This window comes from Blastococcus goldschmidtiae (assembly GCF_031845325.1).
Classification (GTDB): Bacteria; Actinomycetota; Actinomycetes; order Mycobacteriales; family Geodermatophilaceae; genus Blastococcus; species Blastococcus goldschmidtiae.
Window position 1 is genome coordinate 144,147 of sequence record NZ_JAVREI010000007.1, and the last position, 18,268, is coordinate 162,414.

The following is an 18,268-nucleotide window of genomic DNA, read 5'->3' on the forward strand; positions in this document are numbered from 1 at the left end:
AACATGTCCGAGTCCGAGGAGATCGAGCAGCCGGCCGGGGACGAGGCGGACCAGGCAGTCGTCGCGTCCGATGTCCAGCCGGCCGACCTGGTCGACCAGGTGGAGAAGCAGCTTCCCCAGCCGGCGGAGATGGTCGACTCAGCGGATAGAGCGGACACGCAGATGCCACGGCCTTCGGAGATGGTCGACGAAGCCAGCTTCAGCCGTGACGACGACGGCCCAACCCTCACCACCTGAGTCGGTCACGGTGCCGCTGCGCTAGTCGGAGTGGATCGGGAAGGCGTCTGTTGCGGCGGCGCAACCAGGCTTTGACATGGTGAGCCGGCCGCGGCTCGGAGCCGCTCGAACGGGTGGCCGCGTCGGCTCGGATGTCCAACTAGTGGATTCGTGTCAGATGCGTCCCCAACTCTGCCTCCGAGGCGGGGCCGTTCCGGACGGCCGCTGAGAGCGGGAGGGGCGAGGCGATGCAGCGACTCGACGGACGGCTGGTGCTCAGCCCGACCGACCTGACCGCCCACCAGGAGTGCCGACACCTGACCCGCCTCGATTTGGGCGTGGCAGCGGGGGAGTGGGCGGCGCCCGCCGAGGCGACCGCACCGGAGGTGCAGTTCGTCTTCGACCGGGGGATTGAGCACGAGCGGAAGTACCTGGCGTCGCTGGTCGCGTCCGGGCTCTCCGTCACCGAGATCGCCGGCGGCTCCGGGCTCGAGGGACGACGGCGCGCGGAGGCCGAGACGGTCGAGGCGATGCGCAGCGGCGTCGACGTCGTCTATCAGGGGACCTTCTTCGACGGCGCCTGGGGCGGGCAGGCCGACTTCCTGCTGCGGGTCGAGACGCCGTCGCTGTTCGGCGACTGGTCCTACGAGATCGCCGACACCAAGCTCGCCCGCAAGCTCAAGGTGGCGGCGCTGCTGCAGATGGCCACCTACGCCGAGCGGCTGACCGCGCTGCAGGGGGTCGAGCCGGCGTTCGTGCACGTGGTCACCGGCGACGGGGAGTCGCGGCCGTGGCGGCTGGTCGACGTTGCCGCGTACGCCCGGCGGGCGCGGGCCCGGCTGGAGGGCTTCGTCGCTTCCCCACCCGCGACGGGACCCTCGCCGATCAGCCACTGCGAGCAGTGCCGTTGGGTGTCGCGGTGCAACGCCGAGCTGCGGGAGTCCGATGACCTCGGCCTGGTCGCCGGCATGCGCGGCGACCACCGCGACGCGCTGCGGGCGGTCGGCATCCCGACCATGGCCGCGCTGGCGGCGGCGTCGCCGGAGCTGCTCCGGGAGTCGGGCATCGGGGTGGACGCGCGGGCCCGGCTGCAGCAGCAGGCGGCCGAGCAGCTGCGGGAGCGGCTGACCGGGGAGTCGTCGCGGACGCTGCTCCCGCCGCTCGAAGGACTGGGCCTGCTGCGGCTGCCACCACCGAGCCCGGCCGACCTGTACCTCGACTTCGAGGGCGACCCCTGGTTCGAGGACGGCGCGGGGCTGGAGTACCTCGCCGGATTGGGTGACCGGTCGGGTGCGTTCACGGCGCTGTGGGCGCACGACCGGCCGGCGGAGAAGGCGATGGTCGCCGAGCTGATCGACCGGCTGGTGGCCGCGGCGGCGAGCGACCCGGGCATGCACGTCTACCACTACGCGCCCTACGAGGTGACCGCGCTCAAGAAGCTGGCCGGCGGCTACGGCGTGCGCGAGGCGGAGCTGGACCAGCTGCTGCGCGAGGAGCGGTTCGTCGACCTTTATCCCGTCGTCCGGCAGTCGATGCGGATCAGCAAGGAGTCGTACTCGATCAAGAAGGTCGAGGCGTTCTACGGCCGGGAGCACGGGGGAGAGGTCGCCAGCGCGCTGGGCAGCGTCCTGGAGTACGAGGCCTGGCTGGCCGACGGCGACGACGCCCGGCTGGGGGCGATCGAGTCGTACAACAAGGACGACGTCGACTCCACGCGCGAGCTGCACGACTGGCTGGAGGCGCAGCGGGCGGAGCTGGAGGCGGCACACGGCGGGCTGCCGCGGCCGTCGTGGGCTGCTGCTGCGCCGGACCCCGTGGTCACCGACGCGCAGGCCGCCGAGTTGGAGCTGGCCGAGCGCCTGCACGACGCCGGGCACGAGCTGCTGGGCGATCTGGTGGGCTGGCACCGCCGCGAGGACAAGCCCGCCTGGTGGGAGGTCTTCCGGCTGCGGACGCTGGATCGCGAGGCGCTGATCGACGACGGAGCGGCGCTGGGCGGGCTGTCCGATCCGGAGGCGTGCGGGACGGTCGCGAGGAGCCGGCTGTACGAGTACTCGTTTCCGGTGCAGGACACGAAGCTCTCGATCGGCGACGAGGCGCTGGACGTGGACACCGCGAAGAAGGCCGGGACGGTGTTCGACCTCGACATCGCCACATGTCGACTTGTCCTCAAGACGACGGCGGCGGAGCCGCCGCGGCCGCGCGGGCTGGGACCCGGCGGGCCGCTGAACACTCGCGGTCTCCGGGAGGCGATCGCGGCGACCGGCGACGACGTGCTGGCCGGCCGGGACTGCCTGGGGCAGGCGCTGGTCGAGCGGCGCGGTCCCGCGGGAACGCCACTGCGTGAGGGCGAGGCGACGACCGACGCAATCGTGCGGCTCGGGCCGGCACTGGACGGCGAGGTGCTCGCCATCCAGGGTCCGCCGGGGAGCGGCAAGACGACGGCGGCCGCGGCGTTGATCCGGGCGCTGCTGGACGCCGGGAAGAAGGTCGGCGTCACGGCGACCTCCCATGCGGTCATCGGCAACCTGCTCAAGGCGGTCGGGCGGCCGGCGCTGCAGAAGTGCACCGAGGACCAGCACTGCGGTGCAGCCGGTGTCGCGTGGTCGGCGGACAACGGCGTCGTCACCCGGGCGCTGGTGGACGGCGACGTGAACCTGGTCGGCGGGACGGCGTGGTTCTGGACGCGCGCGGACGTGGCGGCTGCCGTGGACGTGCTGGTGGTCGACGAGGCGGGGCAGTTCTCGCTGGCCAATGCGGTGGCGGTGGCGCGGGGTGCGCGCTCGATGGTGCTGCTGGGCGACCCGCAGCAGCTGGCGCAGCCATCGCAGGCGGTGCACCCGGGGGAGTCCGGCGCCTCGGCGCTGGAGCACCTGCTCGACGGGCACGCAACGATCCCGGCGGACCGGGGCGTCTTCCTGGACCGGTCGTACCGGATGCACCCTGACCTGACCGCGTTCGTGTCGGAGCTGGCGTACGAGGGCCGGCTCCGGTCCGCTGACGGCCGCGAGCGGGTAGCGGTGCTGGGGGAGGGGCCGCTGTCCGGAAGCGGGCTGCGGGTGCTGCCGGTGGCCCACGAGCGGACGTGCGCGGACAAGAGCCAGCAGGAGGCCGACGCCGTGGCGCGGCTGTGGCACTCGGTCCAGGGCTCGACGTGGCGGAATCACCTGGGGGAGGAGGTGCCAATCGGGCCGGCCGACGTGCTGGTGGTGGTGCCGTACAACGCCCAGGTCGCGCTGATCAAGGCGGCGCTGCCGGACGGCGCGCGGGTCGGGACGGTGGACAAGTTCCAGGGTCAGGAGGCGCCGGTGGTCCTGTATTCGATGACGAGCACCAGCGCCGACGATGCGCCCCGCGGGGTGTCGTTCCTGTACGACCTGAACCGGCTGAACGTGGCGGTGTCGCGCGCGCAAGCCCTTGCCTGCGTGGTGCTGAGCCCGGAGCTGCTGGACGCGCCGGTACGGACGCCGGACCAGTTGCGCCGGGTCAACGCGCTGTGCCGGTTGGTGGAGTCGGCGAGCGGAGTGGCTCTGGACTGACCGCGTCGCGCGGGGGTCTGGGACGCGTGGTCTGATGCCTGACAGAGGTTGTGGCCGGCGTCAGGGCTTGGCCGCTCGGTTGAGAGGTGGGCTCGTGGCCGGATCCGGTGAAGTGCTGCTCGAGGTGGACGGCGGCGTCGCGATCGTGACGCTGAACGCTCCGGACCGGCGCAACGCGCTGACGCCTGGAATGGCCGACGAGCTGATTGCCACGTTCGACGAGGTGGACGCCAAACCGGAGGTTGGCGCGCTGGTCATCCGCGGGGTCGGCAAGTCTTTCTGTGCAGGCGGCGACGTCGCGACGCTGACCTCGGCCGGCAAGGACCCGGCGGCGGCTGACGCCTACGAGGGCATGGGCAAGATCTACGACTCCTTCTACCGGCTCGGTCAGGTTCGCGTGCCCACGGTGGCTGCGGTGCGTGGTTCGGCGGTGGGTGCCGGCATGAACATGCTGCTGGCGGCGGACCTGCGGGTCGTGGCCAAGGACGTGCGGCTGCTGGCCGGCTTCCTGCGGCGCGGTATGCACCCGGGCGGCGGGCACTTCGTGATCCTGTCGCGGTTGATCGGCCGCGAGGCTGCGGCCGCGATGGCGCTGTTCGGCGAGGAGATCAACGGCGAAAAGGCCGTCGATCTGGGGCTGGCGTGGGAGTCGCTGGACGACGCCGCGGTCGAGGACCGGGCCATCGAGCTGGCGCAGCGGGTGGCAGCCGACCCGGAGCTGGCGCGGGTGGCGGTGGGCAACTTCCGCAAGGAGGTCGTCAACGGCGCGATCCCATGGGACGTCGCCATGCAGTCGGAGCGCCCCGCCCAGATGTGGTCAATGCGCCGCTCGGCGGGCTGATATCTAAGCAGGAAGGACGCTTCGCGGTGCCAGCACAGCCCGAGCTCGACCCTCACGACGATGCTGATAGGGCTAGCGCGTTGAGGCTTCGAGCTCGATGGCAGTTGCCGGCGAATCGAATCGAGACGATGGCCAGCGGGTCGACACCTGATTACGCCTCTTCGAGGCTCTCCCTGAGTGCGGCTGCCAACACGTCATCATCTTCGCTCCCGCGCCAGCGCACGAACAGGATGCCTTCGTGCCTCTCGTGAGACGAAGCGGGAAGGGCTTGATTCGCCACGACGAAACCAACGGCACCGAGAGTTCGATTGAACTCCCTGACTTGTTCGGCAGCGCTCCGCACTTGGTGGGGACTTAGCGGCTTCGGGGAACGCTTCACTTCGATGGCGAAAATCTTACCGTCAGCGGTCTCGCCAAGGATGTCGACCTCGCGGCCAGCGGACTCCTGGTTCAGCCCAACTTGGCGGAGATTGCTCACGAGGCGTGTCACAGCCTCCGCCACGTCCTTCTCGTACCGCGCATAATCAGCCCAAGCTGAATGAGCCGAGGGAAGTGGGCGGACCGCGCCAATTGGCACCGTAACGGTTGCCTCTTCCTCCCCGACTTGCCCGGCGGAGATCTCGACCAGGACTCGCGGGCGCGTTCCAAGATAGGTCTCCAATACGCGGCCACGAACGGTATCTAAACCCCAGTCCACCTCCACGTCGTCACCTGCGGCGGGGAGCTCGGCCGCGTCGGGTGCCGATGTTCTCACCATGGTGGACCCCCGGCAGTGATCGTTGCGATGTTGCGTGAAGTTACAACGTCGATAGCTCGGGCCGTCATTCTCATGCTCGCATCCCATCCTTTGACTTGCTGGAGCTGTAGACGTCCAGTTCCTGTCGCTTTAGCGATCTTGCTTGAATCGCTGTGGGCTATCCCGTTTCGTGCATCGTTGAGGTTCTCCAGCGCCTTCAGCCAAGACTCGGCCCGGCGATATGAACTCTTAAGGTCGTCTAGCAGTTTGAACCCGAGACGAAGGAAATCCTGTTGCAGAGCACTCGGTGTGGCGTTCCCCTTGTCGAGCTGCCGATTCAACGTGAACTGATTCCGGATGATTCTCTGTGCCGCTGGTGTGGGTGTACCAACATGATCAAGGAGGGCGTCAAGCGCTTCGTCGTGCAAATCGCGAGCGAAACCCTGGAACTCGCCTGCAAGACGAATAGCGAGCGACCAGTTGAGCTGCTCTGTGGCCGTACGCCGCCCTGGCCCCGAGCCACCCACGGTGGTGTGCGCGATGTACAGCTCGTTGAGGCGAGCGCGTCGCTCGCCCTCCCAAGATCGAAGCGCGTTGGAGGTCATGCCGTCCTACAAGTCAGAACGGTCGATGATCGCCCCGGCGCCTGACTTTCGAGTCTTGAACCCGATGCGGCCGCTGGGCGCAGACAAGTAGGGGAGCGCGTACGAGAACAGGCTCGCGATGTCGGCACTAGGGATATCCTGAGTCTGCTGCAGATCCTGCGGCTTGACGTCCGGATTCTCGGCGTCGAGCGCGAACGTTAACAGGAGCCCGCCCCGTGTAGCGGTGTGCAACGCCTGCGCGACCGGACCGCCGGTTGTGTCGAGCGTGAGCGGTGACCCGACTCGTTTGCCTGCGATTGTTTCGACGGCTGCGCGCTGGCGAAATGAGCTGCCTGAGAACCCGCCGCGTCCGCCGCCGCGCCGTGCGCGCTTCAGGATCGAGAACAGTTCCTTCCGATTGCCGATGCGATGCTCCGGTGCGCCTGTGAGCGTGGGAACTAGAACAGCAAAGTCGGTCAAGGTTCCTTCAGCGATCGCCGAGGCCATGAACTTCAAGTGAGGGCTGAACTTGTAGTTCGGTGTCCACTTGAAGCCGGAGATTGCCTCGAGGAGCACCTTTGCGTCAACAATGCCGTAGCGAGCGTCGTAGGTCCGCACCTGGTTCGAGGTCGGATCGACGTACTCGAATTGTCCGCGGTCTTCGAGCCTGTCTAGCAGTGGCTGCACGAGCTCGAAATGCTTGTCGTTGTGCTGCCCCTGCTCGCGCTCCGCTTGCCGAGGGAAGTCCTGGAGCTGGCCCCCAACGCCCTGCGTGGTCAGCTCGGCGTTGTACATCTTGTTGGACGCGGTGGGCTTCAGCCACGGTAACTGTTGGAACACCATCGGCGGGACATCCTCGGGCCGAACCTGAGGCTGGCCGGTCTCCTCGTTTAGGGCGGCGTAACGGGCCAACTCGGCGCGGAAGTCTTCTTCATCTCGCACGACAGCCTCGAACGCCTCGTACAGATCGATCGTCTGCGTACGGGGACCAGGGACGTTTCGGCCGATGTAGAGGCGCACCAAGTCCCGGTAGCCGCGGCGGAAGCCGAACCACCGCCCCATCTGCATGAGGGTATCCGCCTGTTGCGTCCGGCGCGTGTAGTACGAGATCGTCAGCCCTTCGACTGTGAACCCGCGGCTTAGCTTCGCGCCCCCGACGAGGATTTTCCACACGTTCGCCGTCTGGAAGTCAAGGGCGTCCTGCTCATAGTCCTTCTCCGCCGCGCCGTTCACCACGATGACGGGGGACGTGCCCGCGTCGATGAGGTCGAGCGCCTTGCCGATCCAACCGCCGGCAGTCAGTTCCTCGAAAGTCTGCGGCGTGGGAAGCATGGCGGGAGCCGGATCACCTACGGCGTCCGCCGTTCGTGTGGCCCTCCCGTGAAGAGCTGCGGTCACCGGCTGTACGTCCGTCTCGAAGAGCCGCTGCAGCCGCTGCAACCCCACAGTGGTGTCGTAGCCGGCCTGCTTCCATAGCTCACGGATCTCGTCGGCTAGTGCCGCGTGATCCGCCATCTTGACCGATTCATGGACCAGCATGGTGTGGTGCCGGAACGGCTCCCCGCACGGCTCCCGACGGTAAAGCTTGATCGTGCCGGTCAGCACAAAAGCGTCGATCGCTTCCTGTAGCTCCGCGACTCTCTTGTCGGCACTCGTGGAGGTCAGGTCCCGGACGAACGCCTTCTCGTTCGAGTTGTGGATGGTCTTCGGCTCTCCCCCGAAATCCACGTCGAGGTCGTGGAAGTCGGATGCGCCCATGTATCCGTGCGGTCGGTCAAGGGTGACGATGAAGTCCTTGGGGAAGATGTCCTCGGAGTCGTCCGGGTCCACGAATACGTTTGCGAACGGTGTCGCGGTGTACCCGACGTATTGCGCGCGTTTCAGGACCTTCAGCAGGTCGGCGATGCGTCGGTTGACGGCCGTCCGTTCCTTCTCTTCAGCCGTCGGGTTCCTCTGCTTCTTCGTGTTAACCGATGCCTGGTCGGCTTCGTCGTCGATGATCAGCGTCGGAATCTCGCCGAGCTCAGCGTGGATCTCGCCGAGGTCGTCGACCAGGCGCTTGAGCACGGTGCTGTTCTTCTTCACGATCGCGAGTCGCACATCGCTGCGGAAGAGATTGACGGGGTCGTACAGCGGGCGCTGCTTGTCCGCCAGCTCGTGCCCCGCGCGAAAGTCCAGCGCGGCGAGGCCCTGCTTGAGTCGCTTGTAGTCACCGGAGTACGTGCTGAGCCGACGGATCGTGGGTGCGTCGTCCAAGGTCCAGATGGGCACGTTGTGGCGGAGGAACTTCCCGTCCAACCAGTCCTGGTCCTGGTGGTAGTCGGTCTCCGCAACCTTCGTCGCGTCCGCCTCGTCGATGCCGCCGAGGATGTTCTCGACGCCGACGAGTTCCATGTCAAGGCGCCGCTGGGTCTGACGCCTCAGGATCTCGACCGTGCCTGTAAGGACGATGATCAAGCGATAGCCCGCGTCGACGGCTTTCGCGAGTACTCCGGTGAAGTTCGCTGTCTTGCCGCTCTGCACGTAGCCGACGACCAGGCCCTTGGACTGATAGCGGTCCGACCATGTGGGGTCGGCCAACCGGCGCACGACAGACGTGGTTGCAGTGTCGAGGCGGCCGAGGGCCTGGGCATTCCATCCGCTCTTCGCGAGAAGGCCGGAGTAGGCGTTCCAGTAGAAGTCGCGCTCCGACTGGCGTCCGGCGTCGTACCAGGGATCCCAGTCCCCATCCCCACCCTCGATAACGATGGCTCCGGGGTCCCGTGGATACACCTCATCCAGGCGCTCGCGGGAGTCGTCGCCGATCTCGAGAAGGTCGTAGATGGACAAGCGACGGTCCGCGCTGTGGGCGGTGGTCTTGGTAGCCCAGCTACTCGATGAATCAGCGTCCCATCGGCTGATCAGCAGCTGGAAGCGAACGCGGGCCTGGTTGTTGACGTCCGGCGTTGCCAGTGCTTCGACCAAAACGGACTCGTCGAGCTTGTCGGCACGGGCCTTCTTCAGGAAGAAGTTGACTGTGTCGAGCAGACCCGACGGCGCCTCTCCGTCCAGGCTTTTCAACGCCGGGACAAGACCCACGGCTTCACTCACTACTGCCTCCAACGAACGGGGCGAGCGCGCCCGGAGGCGAGCCGGGAACGAGACTTGAGACGTCGACACGGTAGGAGACGGTGGTGACAAGTTCCGGCTGCGGAACTACGCCGTCGATCCGCCGTCGGGTCAGAGCGGGAAAGGCTTCGTCGACGAAGTAGGCGGCCGGCCTGCTGCGGAGGAGATACCGCTCCCTGTAGAGATCTGCATCGCCATCCCGCCATCCGACGCTGCGTAGATGTCCCGCGAAGGCATCAGTCTGAGCTTGGATGCGCGTCCGTACCCGACCGACGACGTCAGACAGGCCGAAGCCGTCGCCGGCGTCGCCGGCGCGAGTGAGCTGGATGGAGACCAGCCAGAGGGGTCGGTGGGGGCTCGGTTGAAGTTGAGTCTCGGTGCCGATCCTGTGGATTCGTCGCTCGCTCAGCGTCGTCTTGACCTCTGCGTCCACGTCGGCCAGGACGAAGTCGTGTTCCTCCGAGTCGGGCCCGACCCACGCAAGAACTGCTGAAGTCTCGCCCAGTAGGTCGATCACGGAGTCCAGGAGCAGGAGCTCCCCGAGGAGCCCGATGGTCTTCTCCTCGCTCAGCCGTTGACGATTGGCGAGCAGCTCCTTGAAGCTTTCGACCGATCTGGCCATTGCGACGTGCAGCAGACGGCCAGCGGTCAGATCGTCGACGACAGCCGCGATGAGCGAATAGGCCTCGTAATGCGAGCCCGCCGCGTCGACTTCGAGGACGAACCAGGTCCCGCGATCCACCTGCTCCGTGGTGACCGAGACGCGATCCATGGCGGTGACGTCCGGTTCTGGTCCGGCGGCCGGGGTCCAGAGTTGCAGGCGCTGCACCGAGGGGTCGATACGCAGGTGACATTCAGGCTCGTCAGCCAGACGCAGATTCACGACGACGTTCGCGCCGAAGTACGTCTCGAGCGTCTCCGCGGTCAGGTGTTCACGGTCGTCGTCACGCACGTCCCTGCTCCCGTTCGGTCTGAGCGGTGACAGCCGCAAGCAGAAGGGTTTGCCACGCCTCGATCTCCCGCCGTTCTTTGATGCCCATGAACGAGCCTTCGAAGTATCGGTTGAGCAGCAGGTGTAAGAGCGTCTTCAGCACGGGAGCGTCGTCCGTGTCGAGACTGGGCCCGCCCACCAGCACCTTGCGGTATCGGAGGTTCAGCGCGAGGACGTCGTCCTCGCGATCGATCTCGAAGACCTGACCCGGGGGCAGAGTGCGCCACACGATGTCGACGGCAGACGTGCCCGGCCGGAACTCGACTGCAGCTTCATAGGCGTCGAGCACAGCGGCGGGGAGCCCTCCGCGGGGCTCGACGACGGCGATCGGCCGGCGTTGACGCTGGCGGCTGCGCTTCTCCTCGCCGGCGGCACGCTGCAAGTAGTCCGTGAAGGTCAGCCCTGTGCCTGCGCAACTCGCCCTCTCCAGTGCTCGACGCAGGTCGCTCGAGAACGTGATGCCGGATTTCTCTGGATTGATAGTTACGTGCGCATCTGCGGTAGGCCCCAGATCCAGCTCCACACGAGCGAGCCCCCACTCCGGCCTGGGCCCCCACAGATCGCACCAACCTCCCCCTTGCAGTAGTCGGTTGCGCCGGTACACGAAGAAGCCCTGGGCGTCCTCACCGGGGCGCCCCCCCAGCTTGAAGCCTGGGTCCTGGGACCGGGCCGGCCAAACGTGAGCACGTGCGGATACAGGCTCCGACCCGTCGGGCATCTCCAGGCTTAGCTCGGCGGGAAACCCCGGCTCTCCCGAATGCCGGTACCCGAACGGATCGATCGGCGCGATGGCTCTAGCTGCACTGAGTTCACCGGTACGGAGGTTCTGCGAGTCGATGAAGACGTGCGGCCCCTCTGCGTCCAGCAGCCTGTGCAAGACGAGGCCGAGGTGACTCCGGACGTCGCGCACGGCTGCTTCAAGCCAGCGCATCTGCTCACTCGTGTCCGTCGTGGCAGGGAACGTGCGGACGTCCCGCCACTCGACGATCGTTCCGCTGCCGCCGGCGAAGTCAAAGCGTGCCTCGGCGAGGCTTTTCTCGGCATCGCCGGCTGAAAGTTCGCCGACCCGAGGGGAGGCCATGTCGCCTTCTCGCACGAGCATCCGGCCGACGGCGCTGGCGCCGTAGGCACGTGAGTACACGAGCACCGCGTTGGCCTGGCTCAGCGACGCCGCCTTGAGGCCTACGCCGAAGTGCCCGAGGTCGGTGTCGTGGTAGTCCCGGCGTCCCGCATAGGTCATCGCCTTGTCGATGGTCAGGCTGTCCATGCCGTACCCGTCGTCGATGACCTGAAGGGCTACAGGCGCCACGCCGTCGAGCAGAAACCGGATCCGAATCGCCCCAGCAGTGGCGTCCAGGGAGTTGTCGACCAGGTCGGCAACCGCAGTGGCGAGCGAGTGGTGCAGGCCGATGCTGTTGACGAGCGCGATGTCCATCTCCACGGGCCGGAGACTGGTTGCGCGCGGAGCCGACAGTGCGGACATCACCCGTCCTCGAAGCGATTGCCGACGAATCCCAGCTGAGCCCCGTTCTCCGTCACCGTCCGGACCGTCCGCTGGTCGAAGCCGTCGATGCGTTCGGCTCTGACCGACAGGGTGATGTCGAGTGCATCGGGGCCTGCGGCGACGAGATGATTCAACATCTCCTCGACCACCTCACGCAGCTTTGCGGCGACGTCCCCGTCCGGTTTGACGGAGAGGCGCGCCTGGTAGCGCACGTTCGAGATCGTTGCGGGCTGCTTGTTCCCCGGCAGCGGAGGGAGTGCCTGCCCGCCCAAGCCGGGCGATGGCGCCGGCCCACTTCCACCACCCGGAAGATCTGGCCCGGGCTTTCTCGACTCGCGCTCGTGCTGCGCTGTAGCCAGGTGCGGAGCCACCAGGAGGGTGGTGTCCGTGATGGTGGCGATGTGCGCATCCGGGCCCGGCAGAATCAGCCCGCCGAAGTCGCCGGTGCCCTTGTCGTAGCTCTCGGCGAGGGCGAAGGCTGCACCTTCCCAGTCCAACTCGTCGAGCGCGGATCGGATGCCTTCCTCGAGCACGCGACGATTCCGCAGCCGGTCCAGGTACGGGTGGCGCTGATAAAACTCCCATAGGTCGTGGACAGACACGCGCCCGTCGTTCCAGGTGCGGCGCAGTGGGTTGTCGAGCGCGAGGCGGATGTTCTGGGCGCCGATCGCGGTCAGGAGCAGCTGCTCCTTGATCAACCGCGCGGAGGTGCGCACGGCCAGACGGTGCTCCGCCCCCTCCACCTTCAGTGCGCGGACGACCAGCGGCTTGGCCCCGTCGGGCTGCTCCGGATACATCACCCAGATGTAGGTCGTCGGAACCCGCTGGTCGACGACGCGGTTCGTCTCCTCCGAGCGTCGCCGGACCACAGCCGCCTGCTGCTGGGTCAGGTCGAGTTCGTTGATGCGACCGACGAGGTGTCGCCACGCAAGGTGGTTCCGCACGGCGGACTCCAGCTCGGCGTAGCGCTGCGTGTCGGCCGCCAGGGCCACGATCAGATTCCGGCGTTCCCGCGGTGCCGTGCCTCGTGACGTGATGAGCTCGTCAACGAACCGGTAGGCGGCGGAGTCCGTTCCCTTGCCGGAGTGCGTGAAGCGGGGGTGGAGGACGACGAGGCGGACGCCCTCCGGCTCGGACACTTCCCCGGAACTCTCGGGGGCGACCTCTACGGCGGTGAACTGGCCCGGTTGGGCCTTCTCGGTCCGACCGATGCGGGTCACGATCTCGTTCCAGACGTCCTCCGGCGTGAGCCCGGCCGCGTACTCGGCCGCTTTGCGGTTCAGCGAGGGCTGGACGTCGTACCAGTACCGCTCGCTGTCGCTGTAGAGATATGTCGCGTTGTCGGTCAGGAGCTGGAGGGCGGACCCGAAGTTGCCGACCGTGTCGCCGGGCTGCGCCACGCCCAGGAAGAGACGTTGACGCTCGATCCCCTTGTGCGCGCTGCGCAGGGTGGCTGCGGACCCGAGGAAGAGCGCACGGGCGATCCGGCGCGTGAGCGCACGCTTTCCGAACAGGGGGCGGTCGGCGTCGATGCGTACCGGAGTGGACGTGTCCCCGTCGACATCGGCATCCAGAATCGGCGCCCAGCTGTCCTCGAGGTACTTCGAGACCTCATTCCGGACGCCACCGGAGTCGAGCGGAACTGTTCCCGGCATGATCAACGGTGACGGGTCGTCGCTGCTGCTCAGGGTGTGCACGACCGCGCTCATCAGCCGCAGGACGCCGCGCGTTCGCTGGAAGCGATCCAAGCTCGACCAGTCCTCGTACAAGCGGTCGAACAACTCGGGGTGAATCGGGTAGGCGGACTTGATGCGGCTGACGTAGTCGTTGTCCGTCGTCTCCTTCGGGAACTCTCCGTGGTGGGACCGGTAGAACTCCACGAAGCGCTGAGCAGTGACGGCGATCTTCGCCCGGCTATCTCCGTCTGGGTCGACGAACAGCCTCCGGCGGACGATCTCGAAGGACTCCTGCGCGGACGCCGGCCTCCACTCGTAAGAAGTCCGCCCGATGACGTTCTGCAGTCGCTCGAGTGCCTCGCGCCCGTGGGCGCCACCGATCTCCAGGTCGGAGGCGTCGCGACCGTCGTGATCGGCGCGGACGTCGGAGGCCGGGATGGAGACCAAAAGCAATGCGCCTGGAGTTGCTGCGGCAGCCCCGGTGAGGGTCTGGGCGAACGTGAACTGGGTGTCGAACGTGCCACCGCGCAGATCGTCTCGCGTATATAGGCCGCGCGCGTATGCAACCCACTCGTCGACGAGGATGACGCAAGGGGAGTAGGCGGCCAGCAGCTTCTTCAGTGCAGCGCCGGGGTTCGTCGCGGTCCGGTCGGCCTCAGCCAGCATGTCGTAGGCGTCCCGTCCCCCGAGCTGCCAGGCAAGCTCGCCCCACAGTGTGTTGACCTCGACGCCGTCTTCCGTACGGATGGGCAGGTTCGGGGCGATCTCGTGGCCGGCGAGTGCAACCCGGCTGACCTTCTTCCGGCCTGCGATCGCCACTCCCTGGAGCAGCTCCTGGACGTCCTGCGGATAGTCGGCGATCGCATGTCCGGACACCAGGTGCCATACGGCAAGCATCGAGTGCGTCTTGCCGCCGCCGAAGTTGGTCTGCAAGTTGATGACCGGATCGGCGGCCATGTCACCCGACAGACGAGCGGCCGCGCGCCGGAGGAGGTCCTTCAGCCCGTCGGTGAGATACGTGCGGCGGAAGAATTCGACGGGGTCCCGGTACTCCTCCCCGGCATCGTTCGTTCCGTTGTCGTTGCCGAACGCCACCTGATGCAGGTCCGCGGCAAACTCCGACGTCGCGTAGCGACCGGCGGCCACGTCCGGGTGGGGCGTCAGGACGTCGCGCCACGGCGGAAGCCCTTGCGACTCGAAACCGGCGACGGCGGTGTGCGTTCGGGCTGCGCGCGCGACCTCGGTGTCGTACTCCCGTCGCTGGAGGTCCACTCGGAGCAAACGGCTCTCGTCCGCCTCGTGCACCGCACCTGCGGCTCGGAGTAGGCGCTCCGCCGTGTCCAGGGCTCGGTACGTGTCGTCGGCGGAAAACGGCTTCTGGTGCGCCCACTTGTCCCGGACGTCCCGCAGCTCGCTGGCCAGGGATTTCTCCGCCCGCGAGAGGAACGCATCGAACGGGAACCAACCAGGAACAACGGTTTCCGTGAGGATGCGGAGCTGGTTCTGGACGTCGGCTCGCTCGTAGGTTTTGCCGCCGATCCCCTTACCGGCGTCCTTGGCGGCGAGCAGCGCGGTCCAGTCCGCCCCCACGGGTACCCGTTCGGCGACCGCCCGAGCGATGAACTGGTCCAGCCCGGCCGACAACAGCTCCAGTGCACGCCCGACCCGGTCGCGGTTGCTTATTGCCATGTGGTTTCAGTGCTCCATGTCAGTACGCCGCGTCGAGCACGAGTTGCTCGCTGGCGTCGTCGGCCGTGCGTCGCGCAGCGTCCACAACGTCCGCCCAGGACGCCGCGAGCAGGTTGAACAGCTGGGCGACGCCCGACCATCGCTTCTTCTCTGCGATGGAGAACATGAGGTACGCCAGCTCTTTCGCCGCGTCCAGGTCGATGCGCGTGGCCGCCCTGGCCATGATCAAGCCCGCGGCATCGAGTCCCTCCTCATCTAAGGCCTTGGCGAGGTGGACGATCACCTCCCACAGAGTGATGTGGTCGTCGGTACGCGGGTCGTAGCCGCCACCAAGGGCGGCCGGGTCGAACAGCTGGACCTTGCCTCCGCGCGAGCTGAGGGCGCCGGAGCGGCCCAGTCCTGCCACGGACGTGTTGTAGGCAGAGGCGAGAGTTTCAGCCTCCCCATAGGGGCCAGGGGCGAAGCCGTAGGACTCAAACCATTTCACACACCAACGGGTCGCCGAGTCGAAGTCCCCCTCCTGGGCCGAGAGAACCTCTCCCAGAACTTGATTGATGATCTGCAAAGCAGACCGGATGGACATCGTCGCACCTCCAGCCTCAACTACCTTGGAATAGCTTGAGAAGACGGCCATCCCCGGACCAATCGCTGCCTGCGGCAGGTCCACCGGCGCGATCGAGCCCTGCTGTAGCGCCCTCAGTCTTTCGGGTAGGCCATTTCGCAAACTTGCGGTAAAACCGCGGCGATCGATAACCGGGGCGTGATCGGGGCGGGGGCGTAGGGCGAGAACGATGGACGATGCAAGCGTGTTCGCTCCGACGCTTGTCATTCGACCCGTGCGCTCCGATCGCATTGGCCATGTTGCGGTTATCTGCCATCCGCTTCGAAGCATGCCTTCCAACAAGGTCTCCCACCCGGTCGAGACCTCGCCGTTTTCCGTAGACTCCGTTTGCTTGAATGCGTAGTAGACGGTGATCGGGAACTCTTCCGACGCGCTGAGTCGAGCGCGTCTGAATACCTCCTTGAATCCTGACTCGAAGAAGCTCTTCGCCGCTTCCTTGCCGCCTCGCCGATACGGGTTTGCGACTAATTCTTCCGCCTTGGGAACGAGCAATGTGCTGAGCATCTCGGGATAGATCTCCCGCAGCATGGTGCGTAGCCAAACATAGAAGTAGTCCGACAGATCGGAATAGCCGATATTGTCATAGTAGGGCGGGTCGGTCGATATGAGCCCACCGATTTCTGTCGAAGCTGCATCGGCCTGAACGGCCTGGCCAGCCGGAGACGTAGGGAGTCGGTCGATGCTGCGACTCACCCACAAGGCGCTCCACTCGAAATTACAGGGGCCAGCAATCCACGGATTGCCTTCGGCGTACTCCCAAACCATTGGTAACGCCTGCCGCCCGAACGTGTCCGTGACGCTCTCTTTCGATGGGGCAGGGTTCCACCGCGAAAGTGATGAATTGGTGGAAGTTAACCTGCTCACGGCGAAGGCGAGGAAGGTGGCGATAGCATCTGCGTAAGCGAATGCGTCGGAACCGCCGCCTTCAAGTCCGGCACCGTCCGTCATCCCAGCTGCTCTAGCGTCTGAAAGAACCTTCGCTCGTACGTCCTGGATGCTGCTTGCAAAGGTCGTCAGGGTGACGAGCTGTCGATTGGTAAACAGGTCGACAAAGCTCTTCATGCCGAAGGCGGGAGTAGAAAACCACCGCGGATTGTCGGCAATGATTCCCGCGGGGAGGGTGCTCGGCCGGTCAACCCGAGCCGCTTGTGCCTGATCTTCCGTCGGTGGGAGGTAAATCCGACGCCGAGGCCCTTCGGCGACTGTTGCGATGAGATCGCTGCCTAGGCGGCCGGACTGGCCTTCCGCTCGGATGTATTCGATGGGAGCGACGGACTTGCACGCCACGCAGACGGCACCGGTCCGATTCATGGTCCCGTCCGAGTCTTTGTCCGGTCCATGCTTCGGATCTGTCCCGATGGTGTAAGCGATTCTCTTTTCGTCGACCACGGGAACTACATAGGCTTCCTTTCCTGGCTTCTTCCCGAGCCACCATTTACTAGTGAGCGGCATCGTGACATTACACGCTGGATTCGGGCACGTGACCGTTCTCGCCCATATCCAAGCGATAACCCTGGCCGTCGAACCGTCGGGTAGTCTAATATCCGGGTACAATTCTCTGACCCGCTTGGCGACTTGGGTGCTTATCCACGCCGCATAGAGGCGGACGTCTTCCGCGAGACCGGCTGCGCCCGGCCAGTCGCCCATCTTGCTATCTGAGATACCGGGAAAAACGGGAGCCTTGTTCGGGAATCTTGACGGAATCTCGATCAGTGCCTTGTTAAGAAGTACTGCGACGGGATTTAGATCGGCTGCTCGCGCCCTGAGTCCGAGCCGCTGGGCTTCGAGTGGAATAGCTCCTCCACCCGCAAATGGATCGAATATTGTTGGCGGCTGTCCAGTTGTCGAGCGGGCGATTTCTCGTCGCGCTTCGTCGAGGACTTGCTGGTTGTTCGAGTTCTCCCAGGTGACCAATCTTTCGATCAATCGAAAAAGGCGAGCGCGTTCAGCGTTGACCCACCTAGTGCGCTCGCCTTCGTCGACGATGGCGCGTGCTTCTGCTGTAGTACCCGGATCGTCGACCAGTTGAGCGAAAATGACCGCCCGAGCCGTCGCCAAAGGCTTGCGGGACCACCACAAGTGCATGGTGGCCGGATGTCCGTGACGGACTGACTTTTCCCGCGCTGACTCCCTGTTGATCGCCTCGAGAGGCAGGGCGACCTCGATGAGCTTTCGGCGCTGCGTCACTGTCACTGGATCCTGTCCGTTGCTGTCTCGGTACTGCTCGTGACCTTCGTAGCAGGCGGCGGCGTTTCGTGGCAGCCGCCTCGCCCGCTGGGATGACCTATGGCCGCCGGTGGGCGTACAGCAGCCGCTACAGCATCGGCGGCCAATAGCGGATCCTCATGCTCCCAGAACCGAAGGACGGTCCATCCGAGCGCGGCGAGGTGCTCGTTGGTGGCCTGGTCTCGGCGCACGTTGGTGTCCAGCTTCGTGGCCCACCACGCGCTGTTGGCTGCGGGCGCGGTTCGGTGTTCCGGGCAGGAGTGCCAGAAGCACCCGTCGACGAAGACGGCCACGTGGCTGCGGGTGAACGCGATGTCCGCTCTTCGCCGCGGCATCCTGGGCAGCGGCCAGTCGACGCGAAAGCGCAGGCCTCTCCTATGGAGTTCACGGCGAAGCGCCACCTCGGGCGCTGTGTCCCGGCGAGCTTGACGCGACATTCGGGCGGTGACCGACGGATCTGACGGCGTCGGTCGCCCGCTCGGACGTGAAGGTTCGGTCGTCATCGGTCTGTCGGCCTGGGATCGTCGGTGGGGCCG

At 66.2% G+C, this 18,268-nt stretch carries 11 protein-coding genes; 3 read left to right on the top strand and 8 right to left on the bottom strand.

Translation table 11 applies throughout. The annotated features are described in order from the left end of the window. Positions 1–3: 3 nt before the first annotated feature. The 3 genes from RM425_RS12145 (at position 4) to RM425_RS12155 (ending at position 4,596) form a co-directional block, all read left to right on the top strand. Positions 4–237, top strand: a complete 234-nt coding sequence (locus tag RM425_RS12145; protein ID WP_311345467.1) for a hypothetical protein — start codon at positions 4–6, stop codon at positions 235–237. Between the two features lie 227 nt (positions 238–464). Further along, positions 465–3,755: a TM0106 family RecB-like putative nuclease gene (locus tag RM425_RS12150; RefSeq protein WP_311345468.1), complete on the top strand. Its 3,291-nt coding sequence runs from the start codon at positions 465–467 to the stop codon at positions 3,753–3,755. A gap of 94 nt (positions 3,756–3,849) precedes the next feature. Further along, positions 3,850–4,596, top strand: coding sequence for an enoyl-CoA hydratase/isomerase family protein (locus RM425_RS12155; RefSeq protein ID WP_311345469.1), 747 nt, complete (start codon positions 3,850–3,852; stop codon positions 4,594–4,596). A gap of 151 nt (positions 4,597–4,747) precedes the next feature. Here RM425_RS12155 and RM425_RS12160 read toward each other — a convergent pair whose 3' ends face one another. Genes RM425_RS12160 through RM425_RS12195 form a run of 8 tightly spaced genes read right to left on the bottom strand, consistent with a single transcriptional unit; the run spans position 4,748 to position 18,235 of the window. Further along, the gene (locus RM425_RS12160; RefSeq protein WP_311345470.1) at positions 4,748–5,299 is read right to left on the bottom strand and encodes a hypothetical protein; all 552 of its coding nucleotides are present in this window, start codon (positions 5,297–5,299) and stop codon (positions 4,748–4,750) included. A gap of 47 nt (positions 5,300–5,346) precedes the next feature. After that, the gene (locus RM425_RS12165) at positions 5,347–5,937 is read right to left on the bottom strand and encodes a hypothetical protein (RefSeq protein WP_311345471.1); all 591 of its coding nucleotides are present in this window, start codon (positions 5,935–5,937) and stop codon (positions 5,347–5,349) included. Between the two features lie 6 nt (positions 5,938–5,943). Next, positions 5,944–9,006: a Z1 domain-containing protein gene (locus RM425_RS12170; RefSeq protein WP_311345472.1), complete on the bottom strand. Its 3,063-nt coding sequence runs from the start codon at positions 9,004–9,006 to the stop codon at positions 5,944–5,946. Next, complete coding sequence (locus tag RM425_RS12175; RefSeq protein WP_311345473.1) at positions 8,999–9,976, bottom strand: PD-(D/E)XK motif protein; 978 nt, start codon at positions 9,974–9,976, stop codon at positions 8,999–9,001. The genes RM425_RS12170 and RM425_RS12175 overlap by 8 nt, the downstream gene beginning before the upstream one ends. Continuing rightward, entirely contained in the window at positions 9,969–11,450 is a 1,482-nt protein-coding gene (locus tag RM425_RS12180) for an ATP-binding protein (RefSeq protein ID WP_311345511.1), read from the bottom strand. The genes RM425_RS12175 and RM425_RS12180 overlap by 8 nt, the downstream gene beginning before the upstream one ends. Positions 11,451–11,497: 47 nt before the next feature. After that, the gene (locus tag RM425_RS12185; protein WP_311345474.1) at positions 11,498–14,884 is read right to left on the bottom strand and encodes a Swt1 family HEPN domain-containing protein; all 3,387 of its coding nucleotides are present in this window, start codon (positions 14,882–14,884) and stop codon (positions 11,498–11,500) included. 19 nt (positions 14,885–14,903) lie between these two features. After that, a complete protein-coding gene (locus RM425_RS12190; RefSeq protein ID WP_311345475.1) occupies positions 14,904–17,693 on the bottom strand; it encodes a DUF1156 domain-containing protein in 2,790 nt (929 codons plus the stop codon). A gap of 2 nt (positions 17,694–17,695) precedes the next feature. Beyond that, positions 17,696–18,235 carry a very short patch repair endonuclease gene (locus tag RM425_RS12195; protein WP_311345476.1) on the bottom strand — a complete coding sequence of 180 codons (540 nt, stop codon included), beginning with the start codon at positions 18,233–18,235 and terminating at the stop codon, positions 17,696–17,698. Between the last annotated feature and the right edge of the window lie 33 nt (positions 18,236–18,268).

Excerpts from the sequence above, each read along its gene's own strand:
- RM425_RS12195 (WP_311345476.1), bottom strand. The coding sequence starts at position 18,235 with ATGACGACCGAACCTTCACGTCCGAGCGGGCGACCGACGCCGTCAGAT.
- RM425_RS12180 (WP_311345511.1), bottom strand. The coding sequence starts at position 11,450 with ATGGACATCGCGCTCGTCAACAGCATCGGCCTGCACCACTCGCTCGCC.
- RM425_RS12185 (WP_311345474.1), bottom strand. The coding sequence starts at position 14,884 with ATGGCAATAAGCAACCGCGACCGGGTCGGGCGTGCACTGGAGCTGTTG.
- RM425_RS12145 (WP_311345467.1), top strand. The coding sequence starts at position 4 with ATGTCCGAGTCCGAGGAGATCGAGCAGCCGGCCGGGGACGAGGCGGAC.
- RM425_RS12150 (WP_311345468.1), top strand. The coding sequence starts at position 465 with ATGCAGCGACTCGACGGACGGCTGGTGCTCAGCCCGACCGACCTGACC.
- RM425_RS12165 (WP_311345471.1), bottom strand. The coding sequence starts at position 5,937 with ATGACCTCCAACGCGCTTCGATCTTGGGAGGGCGAGCGACGCGCTCGC.